21 protein-coding genes and 1 riboswitch are annotated in these 19,627 nt (G+C 70.5%); of the genes, 9 read left to right on the plus strand and 12 right to left on the minus strand.

The window, feature by feature from the left end; all coding sequences use genetic code 11:
- Positions 1–27: 27 nt before the first annotated feature.
- The 4 genes from KOI47_RS18495 to KOI47_RS18510 all read left to right on the plus strand — a co-directional run bounded on the left by KOI47_RS18495 (position 28) and on the right by KOI47_RS18510 (position 2,759).
- On the plus strand, positions 28–669 hold the full coding sequence (locus KOI47_RS18495; RefSeq protein ID WP_332461415.1) for a hypothetical protein: 642 nt from the start codon (positions 28–30) through the stop codon (positions 667–669).
- Between the two features lie 197 nt (positions 670–866).
- A complete protein-coding gene (locus KOI47_RS18500; RefSeq protein WP_216204930.1) occupies positions 867–2,300 on the plus strand; it encodes an MDR family MFS transporter in 1,434 nt (477 codons plus the stop codon).
- Positions 2,301–2,353: 53 nt separating this feature from the next.
- The gene (locus tag KOI47_RS18505; RefSeq protein ID WP_216204933.1) at positions 2,354–2,536 is read left to right on the plus strand and encodes a hypothetical protein; all 183 of its coding nucleotides are present in this window, start codon (positions 2,354–2,356) and stop codon (positions 2,534–2,536) included.
- Positions 2,537–2,582: 46 nt separating this feature from the next.
- A complete protein-coding gene (locus KOI47_RS18510) occupies positions 2,583–2,759 on the plus strand; it encodes a hypothetical protein (protein WP_216204935.1) in 177 nt (58 codons plus the stop codon).
- 4 nt (positions 2,760–2,763) lie between these two features.
- Here KOI47_RS18510 and KOI47_RS18515 read toward each other — a convergent pair whose 3' ends face one another.
- Entirely contained in the window at positions 2,764–3,567 is an 804-nt protein-coding gene (locus tag KOI47_RS18515; RefSeq protein ID WP_216217386.1) for a helix-turn-helix domain-containing protein, read from the minus strand.
- Positions 3,568–3,870: 303 nt separating this feature from the next.
- Here KOI47_RS18515 and KOI47_RS18520 point away from each other — a divergent pair, with 303 nt between their 5' ends.
- Positions 3,871–5,607, plus strand: coding sequence for an AMP-binding protein (locus tag KOI47_RS18520; RefSeq protein ID WP_216204938.1), 1,737 nt, complete (start codon positions 3,871–3,873; stop codon positions 5,605–5,607).
- 80 nt (positions 5,608–5,687) lie between these two features.
- Positions 5,688–7,424 carry a thioester reductase domain-containing protein gene (locus KOI47_RS18525; protein WP_216204941.1) on the plus strand — a complete coding sequence of 579 codons (1,737 nt, stop codon included), beginning with the start codon at positions 5,688–5,690 and terminating at the stop codon, positions 7,422–7,424.
- Between the two features lie 69 nt (positions 7,425–7,493).
- On the opposite strand, the gene KOI47_RS18530 is transcribed toward KOI47_RS18525, so the two are convergent.
- The gene (locus KOI47_RS18530) at positions 7,494–8,543 is read right to left on the minus strand and encodes an NAD(P)-dependent alcohol dehydrogenase (protein ID WP_216204944.1); all 1,050 of its coding nucleotides are present in this window, start codon (positions 8,541–8,543) and stop codon (positions 7,494–7,496) included.
- A 90-nt stretch (positions 8,544–8,633) separates the two neighbouring features.
- On the opposite strand from KOI47_RS18530, the gene KOI47_RS18535 reads away from it, so the two are divergent.
- Entirely contained in the window at positions 8,634–9,248 is a 615-nt protein-coding gene (locus tag KOI47_RS18535) for a TetR/AcrR family transcriptional regulator (RefSeq protein WP_408629834.1), read from the plus strand.
- Positions 9,249–9,271: 23 nt separating this feature from the next.
- Here KOI47_RS18535 and KOI47_RS18540 read toward each other — a convergent pair whose 3' ends face one another.
- On the minus strand, positions 9,272–9,604 hold the full coding sequence (locus tag KOI47_RS18540) for a hypothetical protein (protein ID WP_216204947.1): 333 nt from the start codon (positions 9,602–9,604) through the stop codon (positions 9,272–9,274).
- Between the two features lie 22 nt (positions 9,605–9,626).
- On the opposite strand from KOI47_RS18540, the gene KOI47_RS18545 reads away from it, so the two are divergent.
- Complete coding sequence (locus KOI47_RS18545; protein ID WP_232376097.1) at positions 9,627–10,256, plus strand: DsbA family protein; 630 nt, start codon at positions 9,627–9,629, stop codon at positions 10,254–10,256.
- Positions 10,257–10,263: 7 nt separating this feature from the next.
- Here KOI47_RS18545 and gcvP read toward each other — a convergent pair whose 3' ends face one another.
- Both gcvP and KOI47_RS18555 read right to left on the minus strand, forming a co-directional pair.
- Positions 10,264–13,149 (minus strand): aminomethyl-transferring glycine dehydrogenase, encoded by a 2,886-nt coding sequence (gene gcvP / locus KOI47_RS18550; protein WP_216204950.1) that lies wholly within the window; start codon positions 13,147–13,149, stop codon positions 10,264–10,266.
- 218 nt (positions 13,150–13,367) lie between these two features.
- Positions 13,368–13,468: riboswitch (glycine riboswitch) on the minus strand.
- Positions 13,469–13,500: 32 nt separating this feature from the next.
- Positions 13,501–14,067 carry a MerR family transcriptional regulator gene (locus KOI47_RS18555; protein ID WP_216204953.1) on the minus strand — a complete coding sequence of 189 codons (567 nt, stop codon included), beginning with the start codon at positions 14,065–14,067 and terminating at the stop codon, positions 13,501–13,503.
- Positions 14,068–14,312: 245 nt separating this feature from the next.
- On the opposite strand from KOI47_RS18555, the gene KOI47_RS18560 reads away from it, so the two are divergent.
- A complete protein-coding gene (locus KOI47_RS18560) occupies positions 14,313–14,966 on the plus strand; it encodes a TetR/AcrR family transcriptional regulator (protein ID WP_216204956.1) in 654 nt (217 codons plus the stop codon).
- A 24-nt stretch (positions 14,967–14,990) separates the two neighbouring features.
- Here the strand turns inward: KOI47_RS18560 and KOI47_RS18565 are convergent, their stop codons facing one another.
- The 7 genes from KOI47_RS18565 to KOI47_RS18595 all read right to left on the minus strand — a co-directional run bounded on the left by KOI47_RS18565 (position 14,991) and on the right by KOI47_RS18595 (position 19,587).
- Positions 14,991–15,464 (minus strand): bifunctional nuclease family protein, encoded by a 474-nt coding sequence (locus KOI47_RS18565; protein ID WP_216204959.1) that lies wholly within the window; start codon positions 15,462–15,464, stop codon positions 14,991–14,993.
- A 266-nt stretch (positions 15,465–15,730) separates the two neighbouring features.
- Positions 15,731–16,507, minus strand: coding sequence for a transcriptional regulator FtsR (gene ftsR, locus KOI47_RS18570; RefSeq protein ID WP_216204962.1), 777 nt, complete (start codon positions 16,505–16,507; stop codon positions 15,731–15,733).
- Entirely contained in the window at positions 16,504–16,965 is a 462-nt protein-coding gene (gene garA, locus KOI47_RS18575) for a glycogen accumulation regulator GarA (RefSeq protein WP_141995702.1), read from the minus strand. The genes ftsR and garA overlap by 4 nt, the downstream gene beginning before the upstream one ends.
- Before the next feature lie 173 nt (positions 16,966–17,138).
- Entirely contained in the window at positions 17,139–17,522 is a 384-nt protein-coding gene (gene gcvH / locus KOI47_RS18580) for a glycine cleavage system protein GcvH (RefSeq protein ID WP_216204965.1), read from the minus strand.
- 64 nt (positions 17,523–17,586) lie between these two features.
- Positions 17,587–18,210 carry a CDP-alcohol phosphatidyltransferase family protein gene (locus tag KOI47_RS18585; protein ID WP_216204968.1) on the minus strand — a complete coding sequence of 208 codons (624 nt, stop codon included), beginning with the start codon at positions 18,208–18,210 and terminating at the stop codon, positions 17,587–17,589.
- A gap of 63 nt (positions 18,211–18,273) precedes the next feature.
- The gene (locus tag KOI47_RS18590; RefSeq protein ID WP_216204970.1) at positions 18,274–18,501 is read right to left on the minus strand and encodes a hypothetical protein; all 228 of its coding nucleotides are present in this window, start codon (positions 18,499–18,501) and stop codon (positions 18,274–18,276) included.
- A 243-nt stretch (positions 18,502–18,744) separates the two neighbouring features.
- Entirely contained in the window at positions 18,745–19,587 is an 843-nt protein-coding gene (locus KOI47_RS18595; protein ID WP_216204974.1) for a crotonase/enoyl-CoA hydratase family protein, read from the minus strand.
- Positions 19,588–19,627: the final 40 nt, after the last annotated feature.

The raw sequence follows: 19,627 nt of genomic DNA on the forward strand, positions 1-19,627 counted from the left end.
GAGGGAACGATGGGGAGACACAGCAGGGTGGAACGCCCGCGTGGTGTCGAACGGACTACGACCACCGGTAGTCACCGTGCGGTCGGCCGGAAGGCCCGTGGGCGGCGGATCGCCACCTGGCCGATCGCCTGCGTGGTGCTGGTCGCCCTGCTCGCGCTGGGCTGGATGGGCTGGACCTGGGCGGATGGCCTGCTGAACAGCAGGGCGCGGGCACAGGGCGCGGGGTGCGCCGAGGGCGCGGCCACGCTGAGCGTGGTGGTGACCCCGACCGCGCAAGGCCCGGTGCAGACCGGGGCGCAGCGGTGGAACGAGGCAGGCACCGTGGTGCGGGCGCACTGCGTGCACGTCACGGTCCGGGCCGAGCCCTCGCAACGGGTGCTGGACGCGCTGGCCGGCCGGGCCGACCTCGCCGCTATCGGCGGGCAGCCCGCGGCCTGGATCCCGGAATCCTCCTGGTGGGTGACCGAACTCACCACCAGCAAACCGGAGTTGATCGCCGCCGCCCCGGAGTCCGTCGCGCAGGTCCACTCGGCCGACTACCCGTTCCTCGGGCTGTCCGGGGAAAGCGTGACCACGGTGCAGAAACACGCTGCCCAGTCGTTCCGGGCCTTCCTGCGCGAGCCCGCCCAGCAGGCCGCCTTCGAGCAGGCGGGGCTCACCACCGGCTGAGAGCCGGGCGCTTCCGGACGAAGGGGACACCGCACCCCGCGCGGAAATTCGGGTGAGATAGCCAGGGCGATACGGAACACTCGGGCCGGCCGATGAGTTCGGTCAGGTATGCCGGTCTATACCGGTGTTACTCCATCCATGCCGGCGGCCCTTGGCTGCGAGGCGACCCATGCCGGGGAAACCAGTGAGGTGCTGCCATGTCAACTGCTGTCCAGGAACCACCGGCCACCCGGCCGGGCCGCACCCCGATCGTGGTGCGGCTGCTGGTGCTGGCCACGTTCGTGGTGATCCTCAACGAGACGCTCATGATCAACGCCATCCCGCGGTTGATGGACTCGTTGCAGGTCACCGAGCAGGCGGCCCAGTGGGTGTCCACCGCTTTCATGCTCACCATGGCGGCAGTGATCCCGGTCACCGGCTGGTTCCTGCAGCGGGTCACCACCCGGCAGGCCTACGCGACCGCGATGGGCGTGTTCCTCGCGGGTACCGCCCTTTCGGCCGTCGCGCCGTCCTTCGGCGTGCTGTTGCTGGGCCGGATCGTGCAGGCCGCCGGTACCGCCGTGATGATGCCCCTGCTGATGACCACGTTGATGACCGTGGTGCCCCAGCAGGACCGCGGGCGGGTGATGGGCAACGTCACCCTGGCGATCTCGGTGGCGCCCGCGCTCGGACCCACCGTGTCCGGGGTGATCCTGCAGTTCGGCCCCTGGCGGCTGCTGTTCGTGGCGGTACTGCCGATCGCGGGCCTGGTCACGCTCTTCGGGCTGCGCAAGGTGTACAACGTCGGTGAGCCACAGGTCAGCTCCATCGACTGGTTCAGCGTGGCCATGGCGGCGCTCGGCTTCGGCGGCCTGGTGTACGGCCTGAGCCTGTTCGGCGAGCGCGAAGGCGGGGTCGGGCTCGGCATCGGGGCCGTCCTCGCCGGGGCGGCGGCCATCGCGGTGTTCGTGCTACGCCAGCGCAGGCTGCAACGCACCGGCGTGCCGCTGATGGACCTGCGGACCCTCGGGCACCGCACCTACGGGCTGTCCCTCGCGCTCATGGCCATCGGGTTCCTCGCCATGCTCGGCTCGATGATCCTGCTGCCGCTGTACCTGCAGAACCTGCGCGGTCTCAGTCCACTGCAGACCGGGCTGCTGCTCATGCCGGGTGGCCTGGCCATGGGCCTGCTGGGGCCGACGGCGGGCAGGGTGTTCGACCGGTTCGGCAGCAGGCCGCTGGTGCTGCCCGGCACGATCGGGATGATGCTCGCACTCGGCGGGCTCTCCCAGGTCTCGATGGCGATGCCGTACTGGCAGGTGCTGGGGCTGCACGCGCTGCTGATGGTGAGCCTTGCGGCGACCTTCACGCCCGTCTTCACCCTCGGGATGGGCGCGCTGCCCGCGCACCTGTACTCGCACGGCAGCTCGATGCTCGGCACCCTGCAGCAGGTCGCCGCGGCCTTCGGGACCGCGCTCGTGGTGACCGTGATGTCCGCGCGGGCGGGCGAGCTTGCCGCCGAAGGGGTGGCCGCCGTGCCCGCGCAGCTGAGCGGGATGAAACTGGCCTTCCTCGTCGTGGCGGCCCTGGCCCTGGTACCGGTGGCGGTCGCGACGATACTTCCGCGCCGCAGCACGGCGGCCGAGTCGTGACGCCGGGCCACGGTCCGATCCGGGCGGCTGCCGACATCGGCTAGGTTTCCCGGGTGGACACGCCACGAGCCACGTTCGTGTCCCGGCGGCTGCTTGCCGAGGCCCACCGGCTGCACGGCCGGTGGGCCCAGGTGCACGGGCTGCTCGCCGAGTGTCTCGACGAGTACGACCGGCGCAGCTGGCGATTCGAGCGGGACGACGAGGTCGAGCTGGCTGCTGGCCGACCCGCCCCGTGATGCGGCCCGCCTGATCGGACGGCTGCGCTACCTGCGCGCGTGCGCGTTGCTCGACGCCGGGCACGCGGCCGAGGCGGCCGGGGACCTCAACGAGGCCATCGGCCAGGCGGTGCTGCGCGAGTACCGCAGGCTTGCCGACGGCCACGGCCCACTCGCCGCCACCGCCTTCGTCACCGGCACGGTCCTGCTGGAACAGCTCGGCATCACCGACTGGCCGGGCTGACGGTTCAGGCTCGGGCGCGTAGCAGGGCCGCGGTGGCGGGGTCGGCTGGGAAGAAGGACTCGATCGACAGCTCGGCCAGCGTGATGTCCAGTGGGGTGCCGAAGGTGGCCACGGTGCTGAAGAAGGCCAGTTCCTGCCCGCCGTACCGGAGCCGGAGCGGGACCAGGATGTCGCCTGGCCCCGGTACCTCCACCTCGGGCACCTCCTGCGCGCACGGGTAACCACGCAGTTCCTCGAGCAGCTCGGTGTGGAACGGATCCCCGGTGGCGTGGGCCTCCCGCCTCAGCCTGCCGAGCAGATGCGCCCGCCACTCCCCCAGGTTCAGCACCTGCGGCGCCATACCGGCCGGGTGCAGGGTGAGGCGCAGCACGTTCACCGGCGACGCGGTCAGCTCCGGGGAGACCCCCTCCAGGAACAGCGCCACGCTGCTGTTGCCCTCCACCAGGTTCCACCTGCGGTCGAGCACCACCGCAGGGTACGGCTCGTGCCCGGTGAGCAGCTGCCGCACGGCCTGCCGCACCGCGGCCATCCCGGGCGCGTCCAGATCGCTCTCGGTGTAGGCGGGGGCGTAACCCGCCGCCAGCAGCAGCTGGTTGCGCTCCCGCAACGGGATCTCCAGGTACTCCCCCAGCCGCAGCACCATCTCCCTGCTCGGCCGCGACCTTCCGGTCTCCACGAAGCTCAGGTGCCTGGTCGAGATCTCCGCGGCGATGGAGAGGTCGAGCTGGCTGATCCGGCGGCGATCCCGCCACTCGCGCACCAGCTCGCCCACCCCGCGCCGGGCACCGTCCGCCCGCGGCGCGGTCATCGAAGTCGTCACCCGGCCACGCTACGGCGCGGGCGCGAGCCACCGCCATTACCCCGGAGGTAACGGGAACGACGCCTCCGGTACCCCCGGTGCCCAGGGAACCATTTCGTCCGGCCCGCCCGAATGACGACGGAAACGGAAGTGGCTCGGCTTTGCCGGAATTCGCGGAATGTGCCGCACGCCTCACCCCGTAATGGCTGTGCACAGTGGAGCAATCGGCATACAATTAGTTAGCGCAAGCATCTATGCGCCTCGACTCGTCCCTGGCGCACGCATTCGCCGTGACAGACGGGAGGCTGACCAATGGTGGCCCATTCATGGCCGGAAACCGACGGTATCGCGGATTCCGACGCCGAGGAGGAACGCCGCGTCGCCGAGTTGTGCGCCCGCGACCCCCAGGTCCGGGACGCCGCCCCGCGCGAGGCGGTCAGCACGCTGGTACGCGACTCCGACCTGCCGCTCGCCGAGATCGTGCGGACCCTCGTGGAGGGCTACGCGGACCGGCCGGCACTCGGCGAGCGGGCGAGCGAACCGGTGACCGATCCACGAACCGGACGTACCGCACTGCGGCTGCTGCCCCGGTTCGACACGATCACCTACCGGCAACTCTGGGCAGGGGTCCGCGCGATCGCAGCCGAATGGCGGCAGAATCCGCACCATTCGCTGCGCACCGGCGAGGCCGTCGGCATCCTCGGCTTCACCAGTATCGACTACACGATGCTCGATCTGGCCTGCATCCATCTCGGCGCGGTTTCCGTGCCACTGCAGTCCAGCGCGCCGGTCACCCAACTGGCGCCGATCATCGCGGAAACCGGGCCGCGCATTCTCGCCGCGAGTATCGAGCGGCTGGACACCGCCGTGGAAGCAGCCTCGGCAAGCGAATCGCTGCGGCGCCTGATCGTGTTCGACCACCACCCCGAGGTGGACGAGCATCGCGACCGGCTCGCCGCCGCGCGGCGCAGGCTCGCCGAGGCGGGCAGCCCCGTGCTGGTCGACACGCTGGCCGCGGTGCGCGAGCGTGGCGGCGCGCTGCCGGCCGCACCGCTGTACGTCCCGGCCGAGGGCGAGGACCCACTCGCCCTGCTCATCTACACCTCCGGCAGCACCGGCACCCCGAAGGGGGCCATGTACCCGCAGCGGCTGCTCCGCTCCCTATGGCGCGGGTTCTGGCCCGGAACGCGCCTGCTGCCCACGATCGGCATCAACTACCTGCCGCTGAGCCACCTCGCCGGCCGCATCTCGCTGGTGGGCACCCTCTCCCGCGGTGGCACCGGGTACTTCGCCGCCCGCAGCGACCTGTCCACCCTGTTCGAGGACATCGCCCTCGCCCGCCCCACCGAGCTGACGCTGGTGCCGCGGGTCTGCGACATGCTGTTCCAGCACTACCGCGCCGAGCTGGACCGGCGGGAGCCGGAGGCGGCCGATCCGGCCGCGGCAGCCGAACAGGTGCGCGCCGACCTGCGGGAGAACCTGCTGGGCGGGCGGGTACTCAGGGCCACCTGCGGCAGCGCCCCACTGTCGGACGGGATGACCCGGTTCGTCGAGTCCTGCCTCGGCCTGCAACTGCACGACGGCTACGGCTCCACCGAGGCGGGCGGGGTGCTGCTCGACACCCGGGTACAGCGGCCGCCGGTGCTGGACTACAAGCTGACCGACGTCCCCGAGCTCGGCTACTACCGCACGGACTCACCGCATCCCCGCGGCGAACTGCTGGTCCGGACCGAGACCATCATCCCTGGCTACTACCGGCGTCCCGAGGTCACCGCGGAGATGTTCGACGAGGACGGCTACTACCGGACCGGCGACATCATGGCCGAGCTCGGCCCGGACCGGCTGGTCTATGTGGACCGCCGCAAGAACGTGCTGAAGCTGTCCCAGGGCGAGTTCGTGGCCCTGTCGCACCTGGAATCCGTGTTCGTGACCAGCCCGCTGATCCGGCAGATCTTCGTCTACGGCAACAGCGAACGCGCCTACCTGCTCGCCGTCGTGGTGCCCACCCCGAGGCGAGCGCGCACGCGCGGCAGCGGGACACCGACCTGAAGACCCTGCTCGGCGAGTCGCTGCAGCAGCTCGCGCGGGAGGCCGGGCTGAACTCCTACGAGATCCCGCGCGACTTCCTGGTGGAAACCGAGCCCTTCACCGAGGAGAACGGGCTGCTCTCGGACGCCCGCAAGCTGCTGCGGCCCAGGCTCAGGGAGAAGTACGGGGACCAGCTCGAGCGGCTGTACGCCGAACTCGCCGAGGGGCAGGAGGACGAGTTACGCGAGCTGCGCAGGCAGGGCAGGCACCGGCCGGTGCTGGAGACCGTCACCAGGGCCGCGCAGGCGCTGCTCGGCTGCCCGGACGCCGAGCTGAGCCCCGGCGCGCGGTTCACCGAACTGGGCGGCGACTCGCTGTCCGCGCTGTCCTTCGCCACCCTGCTGCAGGAGATCTTCGAGGTGGAGGTCCCGGTGGGCACCGTGATCAGCCCGGCATACGACCTGCGCGGGCTGGCCGAGTACCTCGAGGCGGCCCGCACCCATGGGGTACGACGGCCCACCTTCGCCACGGTGCACGGCCAGGGCAGCACGCGGGTCCAGGCGCGGGAGCTGACGCTGGAGCGGTTCCTCGACCCCGGGACACTGGCCGCGGCCGATGCCCTTCCGCGCGCCGCCACTCCCCCGCGCACCGTGCTGCTGACCGGGGCGAACGGCTACCTCGGGCGGTTCCTGTGCCTGGAATGGCTGGAACGGCTGGCGCCGACCGGCGGGCGGCTGATCTGCCTGGTGCGGGGAACCGACGCGGCCGCGGCGCGGCAGCGGCTCGCGGATGCCTTCGACAGCGGCGACCCCGGCCTGGTCCGCCGGTTCGGTGAGCTCGCCGAGGACGCCCTCGAGGTCCGCGCGGGCGATATCGGCGAGCCGAGCCTCGGCCTGGCCGAGGACGACTGGCAGCACCTGGCGGACACGGTGGACCTGATCGTGCACCCGGCCGCCCTGGTCAACCACGTGCTGCCCTACGAGCAGCTGTTCGGCCCCAATGTCGTCGGCACGGCCGAGCTGCTCCGGATGGCCCTCACCACCCGGATGAAGCCGGTCACCTACCTGTCCACGGTCGGCGTGGCCGCGCAGGCCGGGCCATCGGCGCTGCGCGAGGACGCCGACATCCGGGCCACCAGCCCGGTGCGCGAGCTCGGCCATGGCTACGCGGACGGGTACGCGACCAGCAAATGGGCGGGCGAGGTGCTGCTACGCGAGGCGCACGAGCGGTTCGGCCTGCCGGTCGCGGTGTTCCGCTCCGACATGATCCTGGCGCACAGCCAGTACGCCGGGCAGCTGAACGTGCCGGACATGTTCACCCGGCTGCTGCTCAGCCTCGTGCTCACCGGCATCGCGCCGCGGTCGTTCTACCGCTCAGGCCCCGGGGAGGACCGGCCACGGGCGCACTACGACGGCCTGCCTGCCGACTTCACCGCCGAGGCGATCACCACCCTCGGCGGGCAGCACGCCGAGAGGTTCGCCACCTTCAACACGGTGAACCCGCATGACGACGGGATCTCCCTGGACGTGTTCGCCGACTGGCTGACCGCGGCCGGCGTTCCGTTGCGGCGGGTCGGCTACCAGGACTGGCTCGCCCGCTTCGAGACGGCGCTGCGCGGGCTCCCGGAACGGCAGCGGCAGCACACCGTGCTTCCCCTGCTGCACGCCTTCCAGGAGCCCGAGCAGCCGGTCCACGGATCGGCCATCCCGGCCACCGAGTTCCACGAGGCCGTGCGGGCCGCCGGGATCGGCCAGGACAAGGACATCCCGCACCTGTCCGCGGAGCTCATCGGCAAGTACCTCACCGACCTGCGCCTACTCGGCCTCCTCCAGCCCTGAACGTGGCGTTCGCGACGCTCAGCGTCGCGAACGGCACTATTGGGACATCTGACGTCCGGAAAGCCACGTTCAGGCGTTGATGGTGGCGGTGTCGATCACGAAGCGGTAGCGGACGTCGCTGCTTTCCACCCGCTCGTAGGCGGTGTTCACCTGGTCCGCGGAGATGGTCTCGATCTCGGCGCCGATCCCGTGCTCGGCGCAGAAGTCCAGCATCTCCTGCGTCTCCCGGATCCCGCCGATCATCGACCCCGCGAGTACCTTGTTCCCGCCGAGCAGGGAGAAGGCGCTGTAGGACAGGGCGTTCGCCGGGGCGCCGACGTTCACCATCGCCCCGCCGACCCGCAGCATGCCCAGGTAGGAGTCGATCGGCAGCTCCGCCGACACCGTGTTCAGGATCAGGTCGAACCGGTTCCGCAGCTGCTTGAAGGTGGCGGGGTCACCGGTGGCGTGGTACTCCTGCGCGCCCAGCCGCAGCCCGTCCTCCTGCTTCTTCAGGCTCTGGCTCAGCACGGTGACCTCCGCGCCCATCGCCACGGCGAGCCGGACCCCGAGGTGCCCGAGCCCGCCGAGGCCGACCACGGCGACCTTCTTGCCCGGCCCGGCGCCCCACCGGCGTAGCGGCGAGTAGGTGGTGATGCCGGCGCAGAGCAGCGGGGCTGCGACATCCAGCGCGATGCCATCGGGAATCCGGCAGACGAAGGAATCCTTCACCACGACCTGGCGGCTGTAGCCGCCGTAGGTGTTCTCCCCGTCGTAGCCGACGCCGTTGTAGGTCATCACGGCGCCCTTGGCGCAGAACTGCTCGGTACCTTCCCGGCACTGGTCGCAGGTACCGCAGGAGTCGACCATGCAGCCGACCCCGACCCGGTCTCCCACCTGGTACCGGGTCACCGCGGAGCCGACCGCCGCGACCACACCGGCGATCTCGTGCCCCGGCACCATCGGGAAGATCGCGCTGCCCCAGTGCTCCTTGGCCTGGTGGATATCGCTGTGGCAGATGCCGGCGTAGGCGATGTCGATCAGCACATCGTCCGGCCGCAGGTCCCTGCGCTCGATCGTCGTCGGCTCCAGCGCGGCGCCAGGCGCGGGCGCGGCGATGGCAGGCGTGGGCGTGCCCATGAAATCCTCCAGGAAAGACAAGCGAGACACCTGTGAGTGCCCTCTTACATCGACTAGTGTAAGAGGCCTCTTACTTCGCGGGCGAGCGGGATGGATGTGAGGCACGTCATGCCGGGCAGGTACCACCACGGCGATCTGCGTGCCGAGCTGGTCCGCGCATCCCTCGATCTGATCGCCGAGCAGGGCCTGCAGGGGTTCTCGGTGGCGCAGGCGGCCCGCCGGGCGAAGGTCAGCCCGGGTGCGCCGTACCGCCACTTCGCCGACCGGGAGAGCCTGCTGGCCGCGGTCGCCCGGACCATCACCGACCAGCTCACCGGCCGTGTCCGCACCGCCGCGGAGTCCCACACCGATCCGCAGGCGGCCCTCGCCGCGGCCGCCGGGGCGTACACCGGGTACCTGATCGAGCGCAGGGCCGGCCTGCACATCGTGTTCGCCGACGGGCTACAGGGGCCTCGGCACACCGAACTGCACGAGCGGACGCGGGAGCTGATCGACCAGTTCCTGCTGCTGTGCCTGAGCGTGTCCACCAGCCCGCAGCTCGCCCTCGAGCTGCTGGAGCAGCTGCTCACCCAGGCACACGGCTACGGGACCTGCTACCTGGACGGGTTCTTCCGCAGGCACGGCTACTCCGCGGACCTCGTCGTGCGCAAGTCCACCGAGGCCGCCCGGATGGTGATCCGCGGCTATCGCGAGCGCGCCGAGTAGCACGAGAGTAGCCAGCGAACGCTTCAGCGCTCCATGTGCCCCACCGCCGCGGCCCAGCGGTCCAGCAGGATCGGCAGCGCGGTGAACTTCCAGTAGTGCAGGGACACGTGCCCGTCGCTCATCCCCGACCCGGTGGCCAGTTCCGGGCGGTACACGGTGTCGTCCTGCCCCACCAGCTCGTCCGGGCGAGCGCCGGTGAGCTCGGTGAAGGTCCGCTCCAGCAGTGCGCGCACGGCGAAGAACCCCGCGGGCAGTTCCGTGCCGCGCAACCGCTCCCGCATCGCCTCCCACAACCGGGGATCACCCCGGAGGCCCCAGGTCGTCGGCCTGCGCGCGAACAGCTCGTCCATGGTCATCTCGCCGTCACGATACGCTCGCTTGGCGGCCGAGACGGGGTACCTGGTGGGGGATATGAGCACGGAATGCACGGTCGACTTCTGGTTCGACCCTGCCTGCCCGTACACCTGGACCGCGTCCCGCTGGCTGGCCGAGGTGACCACGGTCCGGCCGGTACGGATCCGCTGGCGGGTCATGAGCCTTTCGGTGCTCAACGAGCATCGCGCGGATGATCCGGAGGGGGATCCGGAAGGGTACCTGTGGGCCCCGGTGCGGATCTGCGCGGCGGTGGAACGGCACTACGGCGAGCGGGCGCTGGGCGAGCTGTTCACCGCGCTGGGAACCCGGTTCCACGACCGCGGCGAGTGGGACGCGCTGCCCGGCGCGCTGGCCGAGCTGGGCCTGCCTGCCGGGCTGCTGGCGGCCACCGGCTCCGCCGAGTACGACGCGGCGATCCGCGCCTCGCACGCGCGGGCCATCGCGCTGGCCGGGACGGAGGTGGGCACCCCGGTGCTCGGGCTCACCGGACCGGACGGCACGGCCCGTGGCTTCTTCGGCCCGATCGTCTCCCCCGCACCCACCGGGCAGCGGGCGGGCCGGTTGTGGGACGGCTTCCTGCTGCTGGCGAACACCCCGCAGTTCTACGAACTCAAGCGCGCCCGTCCCGCCTGAGCCGTGGCTACGACGGCGCGCGGTCGCCGAAGGCCTCGGGTGGCGGGCAGGAGCAGACCAGGTTGCGGTCGCCGGTGGCGCCCTCGATCCGCCGCACCGGCGGCCAGATCTTGGCGGCGGAACGGCCCGCGGGGAACACCGCGAGCTCGCGGCTGTACGGCCGGTCCCATTCGCCCGCCACGCAGGCGGCCGTGTGCGGGGCCCCGCGCAGCGGGCTGTCCTGCACCGGCCATTCCCCGTTCGCGACCCGCTCGATCTCGCCCCGGATGGCGATCATCGCCGCGCAGAAGCGGTCCAGCTCGGCCAGGTCCTCGCTCTCGGTCGGCTCGACCATCAGCGTGCCGGCCACCGGGAAGGACATGGTCGGGGCGTGCAGCCCGTAGTCCGCGAGGCGTTTGGCCACATCGTCCACGGTGACTCCGGTGCGCTTGGTCAGGGCGCGCAGGTCGAGGATGCACTCGTGCGCCACCAGCCCGTCCTCGCCGGTGTAGAGCACGGGAAAATGCCCGGCCAGCCGGCGAGCAAGGTAGTTGGCCGCGGCGACCGCGGTCAGGCTTGCCCTGCGCAAGCCCGCGCCGCCCATCATCCGCACATACGCCCAGGAGATCGGCAGGATGGCGGCGCTGCCCCAGGGTGCGCCGCTGATCGGCCCGATTCCGGTCTCCGGCCCGGCGGCTGCCTGCAGCGGATGATTGGGCAGGAAGGGGGCGAGATGGGCCCGTACCCCGATCGGCCCGACCCCCGGTCCCCCGCCGCCGTGCGGGATACAGAAGGTCTTGTGCAGGTTCAGATGCGACACATCCGCGCCGAACCGGCCGAACTTGGCGAGGCCGATCAGCGCGTTCAGGTTCGCACCGTCCACATAGACCTGACCACCGGCCTCGTGCACCAGCTCGCAGACCTGGCGCACGGTGTACTCGTACACCCCGTGGGTGGACGGATAGGTGATCATCGTGGCGGCCAGGTCTGCGCGGTGTTCGTGCACAGTGGACCGAAGGTGCTCGAGGTCGATGTCGCCACGCTCGTCGCAGCGGACGACGACGACCCGCATCCCGGCCATCACGGCGCTGGCCGCGTTGGTCCCGTGCGCGCTCGCCGGGATCAGGCATACGTCCCGCGCCGCCTCGCCCCGGCTGCGATGGTAGGCGCGGATGGCCAGCAGCCCGGCGAACTCGCCCTGGCTGCCCGCGTTCGGCTGCACCGAGACCGCGTCGTAGCCGGTGATCACCGCCAGCCACCGCTCAAGGTCGGCTACCACCCGCAGCAGCCCGGCCGCGTCCTCCGCGGGCTGGAACGGATGCAGCTGCGCGAACTCCGGCCAACTGACCGGTTCCATCTCGGCGGCGGCGTTCAGTTTCATCGTGCACGAACCGAGCGGGATCATGCTGCGATCCAGCGCCACATCCTTGTCCGCCAGCCTGCGCAGGTACCGCAGCAGCGCGGTCTCGGAGTGGTGCGAGTTGAACACCGGATGCGTGAGGAAGTCGCTGGTGCGCACCAGCTCCGGCGGGAGGCCGTCCGCCGTGTCCGCGTCCAGCACGTCTACATCGGACACTCCGACACCGAAGGCCTTCCACACCAGCGCCAGGTGCTCGCGGGTGGTGGTCTCGTCACAGCTGATGCCGATCCGGTCCTGGTCCACCCTGCGCAGGTTCACGCCGAGGTCGCGGGCCGCGGCCACGACCGCGTCGGCCCGCCCCGGCAGCACGGCGGTCACGGTGTCGAAGAACTCGCCGTGCGCGAGTTCCACTCCGGACTCGGTGAGGCCTGCCGCCAGCACCGTGGCCATCCGGTGGGCCCGTGCCGCAATCCGGCGCAGCCCGTCCGGCCCGTGGTACACCGCGTACATCGAGGCCAGTACCGCGAGCAGCACCTGCGCGGTGCAGATGTTGCTGGTGGCCTTCTCCCTGCGGATGTGCTGTTCCCTGGTCTGCAGCGCCAGCCGGTAGGCCGGCTCCCCTTCGGCGTCCACCGAAACGCCGACCAGCCTGCCGGGCAGCTGGCGTTCCAGCCCGGCGCGCACGGCGAGATAGGCGGCGTGCGGCCCGCCGAATCCCATCGGCACCCCGAACCGCTGGGTGGAGCCGACCACGGCGTCCGCGCCGATCTCACCGGGCGGGCGCAGCAGGGTCAGCGCGAGCGGGTCGGCGGCCACCACGACCGCGGCGCCCAGCGCCTTGGCTTCGGCGATCACCGGCCGGTGGTCGCGCACGGCCCCGGAGTCGCCGGGGTAGGACAGCAGCACCCCGAAGAAGTCGCCGCCGAGACCGAGCCCCTCGATCCCCTCGGAGAGGTCCGCGACGACCAGTTCGATGCCGAGGGGTTCGGCCCTGGTGCGGATCACCTCGATGGTCTGCGGCAGGGTGTCGGCGTCCACCACGAACCGGTTCGACCTGGCCCTGCCCGCGCGCCGCAGCAGGGTCATCGCCTCGGCGGCCGCGGTCGGCTCGTCCAGCATGGATGCGTTCGCGATCGGCAGCCCGGTCAGGTCGGCAACCATGGTCTGGAAGTTCAGCAGGGCTTCCAGCCTGCCCTGGGAGATCTCCGGCTGGTACGGGGTGTAGGCGGTGTACCAGGCCGGGTTCTCCAGCACGTTGCGCCGGATCACCGGCGGGGTGACCGTGGCGTGGTAGCCGAGGCCGAGCATCGGCACCATCGGCCGGTTGCGGCCTGCCAGCTCACGCAGCTCGGCCAGTGCCTGCGCCTCGGTGACCGGGGCCGGCACTTCCGTGGGATCCTCAGCCACGCGGATCGAGTCCGGGATCGCGCGGTCGGCCAGCGCCTCCAGCGAGCCCACGCCGATGACCTCCAGCATCCGCGCCAGCTCCGCCTGCCGCGGGCCGATGTGCCGGTCGGCGAAGGGCGTGCCCTCCTCCAGCTCGCCGAGGGACATACCGGGGGAAGCGCTCGGGGAAATCCTGGGGAAAACGCCGTCTGGGGCCATGCTCGTGCCTCCGGAACTCGGGTCGGGGCCAGGACGCGGTATTCCCGGCCCTCCCCCTCTGTCCGTGCCCGATGCCGAGCGCCTGAGAGGTTCACCCGCTTGTGCTGGGCTTGCACCTTCGGCGGGGCCGCCGGAGGGTGATCCGGCGAACCGCTTTCCAGAGGCGTCTCACCCGCACGGTCCTTGCTGCCTGAGAGGTTCCGGGGAGGATTTGCTCCTTCGGCGCCGGGACGGCTGTTACCGGCCCGATCTCTCCCGCGCGGGTTCTGCGACTACGTGCTTCAGCTTACCGTGCGCGACTCAGCCGGTGCGGCGGGCATCGCGGCGTTGCGCGAGCTCGTCCGGCACGGTGTGCTCGATCTCGCCGCCATCGGCCCGCTCCGCGGGGAACTCGTGGATGGTGCCGCTGATCTCCTGCATGGCACCGCTGACGGCGATCCCGAACACCCCCTGGCCGCCCTGCAGCAGGTCCACGATCTCCTCGGGCGAGGTGCACTCGTACACCGTGGTCCCGTCGGAGAACAGGGTCACCTTGGCAAGGTCGCGTACCCCACGGTCGCGCAGGTGCTCCACGGCGAAGCGGATGTTCTGCAGGGACACCCCGGTGTCCAGCAGCCGCTTGACGATCTTGAGTACCAGCAGGTCCTTGAAGGAGTAGAGGCGCTGCGAGCCGGATCCGTGCGCGGTGCGTATGCTGGGGGCGACCAGTTTGGTCCGCGCCCAGTAGTCGAGCTGCCGGTAGGTGATCCCGGCAATCTGGCAGGCCGCAGGTCCCCGGTAGCCGACCAGCTCGTCGGGCAACGACGCATCAGGAAAGAGCTCGCCCTGCTCGCCGGTGACGGCCTCGACCGGCCTCTCCTCGACCACGCATGCCTCCCCTCGCCCGGCCTGTCGGCCGACGAAACGCACCGTCGATCCCGGCGAACGGGATTTCCGGATCGACACCGCGGCGGCCGCTTGCCCCTGGCAGGCGAATCACACCGACGCGATTCATCTCCATTGACGGTAAGCGGGGGCGAGGAACCGGTCAACGCGACGCGCGGACCCCCTCCAGCGGGTATCGGCAGATACCGCCATTTGCCGTACTTACTCAGCCATGTTATTTTTTACTCATGCAGATAACCCATCACAGCAGACCCGAGTTCGGCGATGGCGCCGGGTACAGCGTCACCGAGGCGGCGCGCCGGACGCAGATCATCGAGGCCACCATCGAGACGCTCGCCGAACTCGGTTACCACCGCACCTCCTTCGCCCGGATCGTCGAACGGGCCGGGCTGAGCAGCACCCGGATGATCTCCTACTACTTCCCCAGCAAGAACGACCTGATGTTCGCCGTGGTCGGCACCATCCTGGACAGCCGGGATCTCACCGAACGCTACACCCCGGACACCGACCGTCCCGGCCTGCTGCGCGCGTACATCGAGGGCGAGATCGACTTCCTGCGCACCCATCCGCGACGGGTGCGGGCCCTGCTGGAGATCGGGCGGAACTGGGCGGATCCCGACAGCGACGGCGGCACCGGGCCCAGCCAGGCCGCGCTGAACGGGATGTTGTGGCGGGACATCCAGCTCGGCCAGATCGAGCGGCAGCTGACCCAGGGTCAGCGCGAAGGCGCGTTCGGTGAGTTCGACGCGAGCGTGCTGGCGATGACGATCCGGCAGGCGATCGACGGCGCGGCGATCAAGCTCGCCGCGGATCCGGACCTCGATCTGACGGCTTACGGGAGGGAGCTTGCGGAGCTGTTCGACCGGGCGACCAGGGCCTGAGCGAGGGTCGCGGGGCCGCACGTCTCAGGTGTCGGCCCCGCGGAAGTCCTCGGGGGACACCGAGTCAAGGAACTCCCGGAACTTCTCGACTTCGTCCTCCTGCTCGTCCGGGATGATCAGCCCGGCCTCCTCGAGCACGCCGTCCTCGGCGTGGATCGGCACACCGACCCGGAGCGCGAGTGCGATGGAGTCGCTGGGACGGGCCGAGACCCGGACATCCCCGTCGAACACCAGCTCGGCGAAGAAGGTGCCTTCCCGCAGGTCGGTGATGATCACCTGTTCCAGCTCCCGGCCGAGCGCCCCGATGACCTCCTTGAGCAGGTCGTGGGTCAACGGCCGGGCCGGACGGACACCCTGCTGCTCCAACGCGATGGCCGTGGCTTCGACCGAGCCGATCCAGATCGGCAGGTATCGCTCGCCCTCAGTCTCCCGCAGCAACAAGATCGGCTGATTCGCGGGCAACTCCACCCGCACGCCGACGACGCGCATCTCGCTCATCGGGCTTCGCCTCCCTCTCCTGCGCGCGGGCTGCAGCGCTGTCACGAGGATCCCGCATCGACAATGTCGACGCTACCCGTCATCTGGGCGCTGTGCTCGCTCTAGCTCGCTCATCCTCTGTCTGTACGTGCTCTATCGACAACCCGTGATCCACCGTAGGCGAACCCTAGGGTTACCGTACGGCATTCCGCGCAGAACGTTGAGTCGTGGAAATGTGGTGTAACCGACGGACGACCCGGGGCAAGGGCCGCCCGCACCGCGACTCCTCATCCGCCGGTCACGCCACGGATACCCGCCTTGACCAGCAACGTGTGCAGGGTGACCGAGAGCGCGGCCAGCTCGCGCACCAGCTCGTCGGCCCTGGCTCGGGCGTCCGCATCACGATGCCGATACACCGGGGCCACGATTTGTTCCAGCAGCCCGACTTCGCGGTCCGCGGAGGCGCGGAAAGCACGCAGGTGCCGCGGTTCGATACCGAACTCGGTCATGGCCTTGACCGTCCTGGCGACCAGCACCGCATCCGGATCGTAGAACCCGGCGGCGCCCGGACGGACCAGCCCGTACTGCTCCAACTCGGTGAGCATGGCGGCGTCCATCCCGGCCTCAGCCAGCAGTTCCTCCTGCGTCAGCCGGATATCGCGCCCGGGGGCGAAGTCCTCCGCGGTCGGCATGGCGCTGCGCGCTCCGTCCGTCCCCTCGGCCGCGACCGCCTCAGCGGCACCGCCGAGCGACACCAGCTTGCGCGGCGCCCGCAACGGCGGACCGGCCGGATCCGCCCCGCAATCGACGGCGTCGAGTTGTTCCTTGATGACTTTCAACGGCAGGTAGTGATCGCGCTGCGCGGAAAGGACGAACCGCAGCCGCTCGACATCCGCCTCGGTGAACTGCCGATAACCGGACGGTGTCCGGCCGGGCCGCACCAGCCCCTCCGACTCCAGGAACCGGATCTTGGAGATGGTGACATCGGGAAAGTCGCCGCGCAGTTGCGCCAGCACGGCCCCGATGCTCAACCCATCGCGTTGTGGCCGCCCGGCCGCCGTCATCGTGCCGCCTGGCCCCCGTGTCCGGGACCGGTGAGGAAGACGAGCCGGAACTTGCCGATCTGCACTTCGTCCCCGCCCGCGAGCACCGCCTGGTCGACCGGTTCACGGTTGACGTAGGTGCCGTTCAGGCTGCCCACGTCGATCACCACGAACTCGCCGCCTTCCCTGCGGAACTCGGCATGCCGGCGGGACACCGTCACGTCGTCGAGGAAGATGTCGCTGTCCGGATGCCTGCCCGCGCTCGTGGTGTCCCGGTCGAGCAGGAACCGCGAACCCGCGTTCGGACCCCGCTTGACGACCAGCAGCGCCGAACCAGCCGGCAGTGCGTCCACACCCGCGACCGGCGGCTCTGGCGCCTGCGCCTCCTGGCCCTCCTCGGCGAGGAAGTCGGCCCGGAAGACGGAGGTCCTCTCCGGAGACTGCTCCGGGGGAACGCCGGGCCCGTCGTTCGTGCTCACCTGAGCTCTCCTTACGCGATGAAACGTCGTGTTACTCGGGAACGTGTAGCTGCCAACGTACCGTGCCTGATCGGTTCTCCACGCCCGGGCTCCCCGAACAGGCAGTCCCGCTCCCGCGGCGTGGGAAGATCACCGCGGGACGGGCCGGACATGGTGCCGCCCTGGCCTTCGGCTCAGCCGTCGATCACCCGCTGGTAGGCCTCGGCATCCAGCAACTGTTCCAGTGCGGCCGGGTCCGTCATCCGGATCTCGACCAGCCAGCCCTCGCCGTAGGGGTCGCTGTTGATCAGTTCCGGGGACTCGGCCACGGCGTCGTTCACCGCGAGGATCTCCCCGTCGACGGGGGCGAACAGCTCGGACACGCTCTTGGTGGACTCCACCTCGCCGAAGGGCTCGCCCGCACGCACCGGCGTTCCGGGCTCGGGCAGGTCGACGAACACCACGTCGCCGAGCTGGTCCTGGGCGTACTCGGTGATCCCCACCCTGGCCGAGCCACCGTCCCGTGCGGCCACCCACTCGTGCTCTTCGGTATAGCGAAGTTCTTCCGGACTGGACAAGCTGGCGGACACCATGCCCCTTTCGCCCGCGGCCGCTCCGGCCGCTTTCCGCGCAGTCTGGCACTTACCCGGCCGTTTCGGCACCCCTGTGCAGCGAGATCGCCCGCGCCGTCTGGAGTACATAGAGCGCACCCGACCAGAGGTACAGCGCACCACCCCAGATGGTGAAGGCGTAGGCGACCGGGCGGGCGAGCTCGGCCACCGTCGATCCGCCCTGGGTGAGCAGCAGCAGGGGGAACGCGTACATCAGGTTGAACGTGGCGCTCTTGCCGATGTAGGTGACCTCGGGCGGCCCGTAACCGTTGCGCCGTAGCACCAGCAGGCACAGCCCGACCACCAGCTCGCGCCCGATCAGGGCCGCCACCACCCACCAGGGCACGATCTCGCGCAGCAGGAAGGCCAGCAGGGTCGCGGCGATGTAGAGCCGGTCCGCCGCGGGGTCGAGCAGCTGGCCGAGCCTGCTCATCTGGTTCAGCCAGCGGGCCAGCTTGCCGTCCAGCCAGTCGCTGACACCGGCGAACACCAGGATCGCCAGTGCCCAGCCGTCCTCCTCCGGACCGAGCAGCAGCCACAGGAAGACCGGGACGAGCGCAAGGCGCAGAATGGAAAGCAGGTTCGGGACGGTCAGCGCCTGCCGGGCGAGCGAGGGCGACTCGGGCGCGCCGGCGGGCTCGGGAGCGTCACTCACCCGCTCACCGTAGCCCGGCCGCCCGCTGCCCGTCGGGAACGCCGCCGGTTCCGGAACGGGCGCTCAGCTGGCCCGGTGGTAGCTCCAGCCACGCCGTCGCAGGTCCTCGCCGGTCAGCGCCTGCGGGCGGCCGTGCGAGTCGGTGCCCATCCAGCGCGGTCTGCCAGAGGCGTTCTCCAGGACGTAAGCCCGGCCTTGGCTCCACACCACCGTGCAGGGGGTGGTCGGGGGAACCCCGGCCGGGCTCGGGGCTGCCGGGGTATCAGTGTCGCTTTCCGCGTCGCCGTACATGTCCAACACTCTCAGTGTCGATCTCGGGGTTGTCCGGACGCCCCCGGCGACCGAATGCGCGTCGTCGGGAGCATCCACTGTGACTGTCGGCACTCAGCCCCGATCCGTTAACCCCCAGGGCGAACGTTCACCCGGAGGATCGCTGACCCGAACCGGCGACACCCAGAGTAAAACTCCACAATGGACAGAATGTGGTCGCCTCGGCACTACCGAGCGTGACCGGTGACTGCCCACCGGCCGGACCTATTCGCCCTGGTAGTCCGGTTCCCGCCGCTCCATGAAGGCCTGCACCGCCTCGGCGAGGTCCTTGCTCGGCAGGAAGGCCGCGTTCCAGGTGGACACGTAACGCAGCCCGGCGGTGACCTGCTGCTCGGTGTTGACCGAGAGCACGTCCTTGACGCCCTGCACCACCAACGGCGGGTTGGCCGCGATCTCCGCCGCCAGTTCACGTGCCGCCGCCAGCAGCGCCTCGCGGTCCGGGTGGACCTCGTTCACCAGGCCGATCCGCTCGGCCCTTGCCGCGTCGATGTCCTTGCCGGTGAAGGCGAGCTCGCGCAGGTGCCCCTCGCCGATGATCGCGCCGAGCCGCTGCAGGCTGCCCAGATCCGCGACGATCGCCACCTTCACCTCGCGCACGCTGAAGGCGGCGTCCGCGCTGGCCAGCCGGATATCGGCGGCGCTGATCACGTCCACCCCGCCGCCGATGCACCAGCCGGACACGGCGGCGATCACCGGCTTGCGTACCGCGGCGACCGAGTTCACCGACTCCTGCAGGGTGCGGATCTCCTCGAGGAAGGCCCTCCGCGGTGCCGCCAGTGCCTCCCCGGTGAGGTACTCGGCCCAGCCCGGCATCATCGCGGGCAGGTCCAGCCCGTAGGAGAAGTGCTTCCCGCTCCCGGTCAGCACGATCGCCCTGACCTGCGGGTCGGCGTCCAGCGCGCGGAAGACCACGGGCAGCTCGCGCCAGAAGTCCGGGCCCATGGCGTTGCCCTTGCCCGGACCGAGCAGGGTGACCTCTGCGACGTGCTCGCTGCGGGTGACCTGCAGGGAGACCAGATTGTCGAGGCTGTCGGCGGTATCAGTCATGGGCTCAATCCTGACTCATCTCGTTGGCACCCTGCCAGCG

It is taken from the genome of Amycolatopsis aidingensis (genome assembly GCF_018885265.1).
GTDB classification, from domain to species: domain Bacteria; phylum Actinomycetota; class Actinomycetes; order Mycobacteriales; family Pseudonocardiaceae; genus Amycolatopsis; species Amycolatopsis aidingensis.

Bases quoted from the DNA above. Each gene is read 5' to 3' on its own strand.
- KOI47_RS18500 (WP_216204930.1), top strand. From the start codon at position 867: ATGTCAACTGCTGTCCAGGAACCACCGGCCACCCGGCCGGGCCGCACC.
- KOI47_RS18515 (WP_216217386.1), bottom strand. From the start codon at position 3,567: ATGACCGCGCCGCGGGCGGACGGTGCCCGGCGCGGGGTGGGCGAGCTG.
- KOI47_RS18520 (WP_216204938.1), top strand. From the start codon at position 3,871: ATGGTGGCCCATTCATGGCCGGAAACCGACGGTATCGCGGATTCCGAC.
- KOI47_RS18530 (WP_216204944.1), bottom strand. From the start codon at position 8,543: ATGGGCACGCCCACGCCTGCCATCGCCGCGCCCGCGCCTGGCGCCGCG.
- KOI47_RS18535 (WP_408629834.1), top strand. From the start codon at position 8,634: ATGGATGTGAGGCACGTCATGCCGGGCAGGTACCACCACGGCGATCTG.
- KOI47_RS18540 (WP_216204947.1), bottom strand. From the start codon at position 9,604: ATGACCATGGACGAGCTGTTCGCGCGCAGGCCGACGACCTGGGGCCTC.
- gcvP (WP_216204950.1), bottom strand. From the start codon at position 13,149: ATGTCCCTCGGCGAGCTGGAGGAGGGCACGCCCTTCGCCGACCGGCAC.
- KOI47_RS18560 (WP_216204956.1), top strand. From the start codon at position 14,313: ATGCAGATAACCCATCACAGCAGACCCGAGTTCGGCGATGGCGCCGGG.
- KOI47_RS18565 (WP_216204959.1), bottom strand. From the start codon at position 15,464: ATGAGCGAGATGCGCGTCGTCGGCGTGCGGGTGGAGTTGCCCGCGAAT.
- ftsR (WP_216204962.1), bottom strand. From the start codon at position 16,507: ATGACGGCGGCCGGGCGGCCACAACGCGATGGGTTGAGCATCGGGGCC.
- KOI47_RS18590 (WP_216204970.1), bottom strand. From the start codon at position 18,501: ATGTACGGCGACGCGGAAAGCGACACTGATACCCCGGCAGCCCCGAGC.
- KOI47_RS18595 (WP_216204974.1), bottom strand. From the start codon at position 19,587: ATGACTGATACCGCCGACAGCCTCGACAATCTGGTCTCCCTGCAGGTC.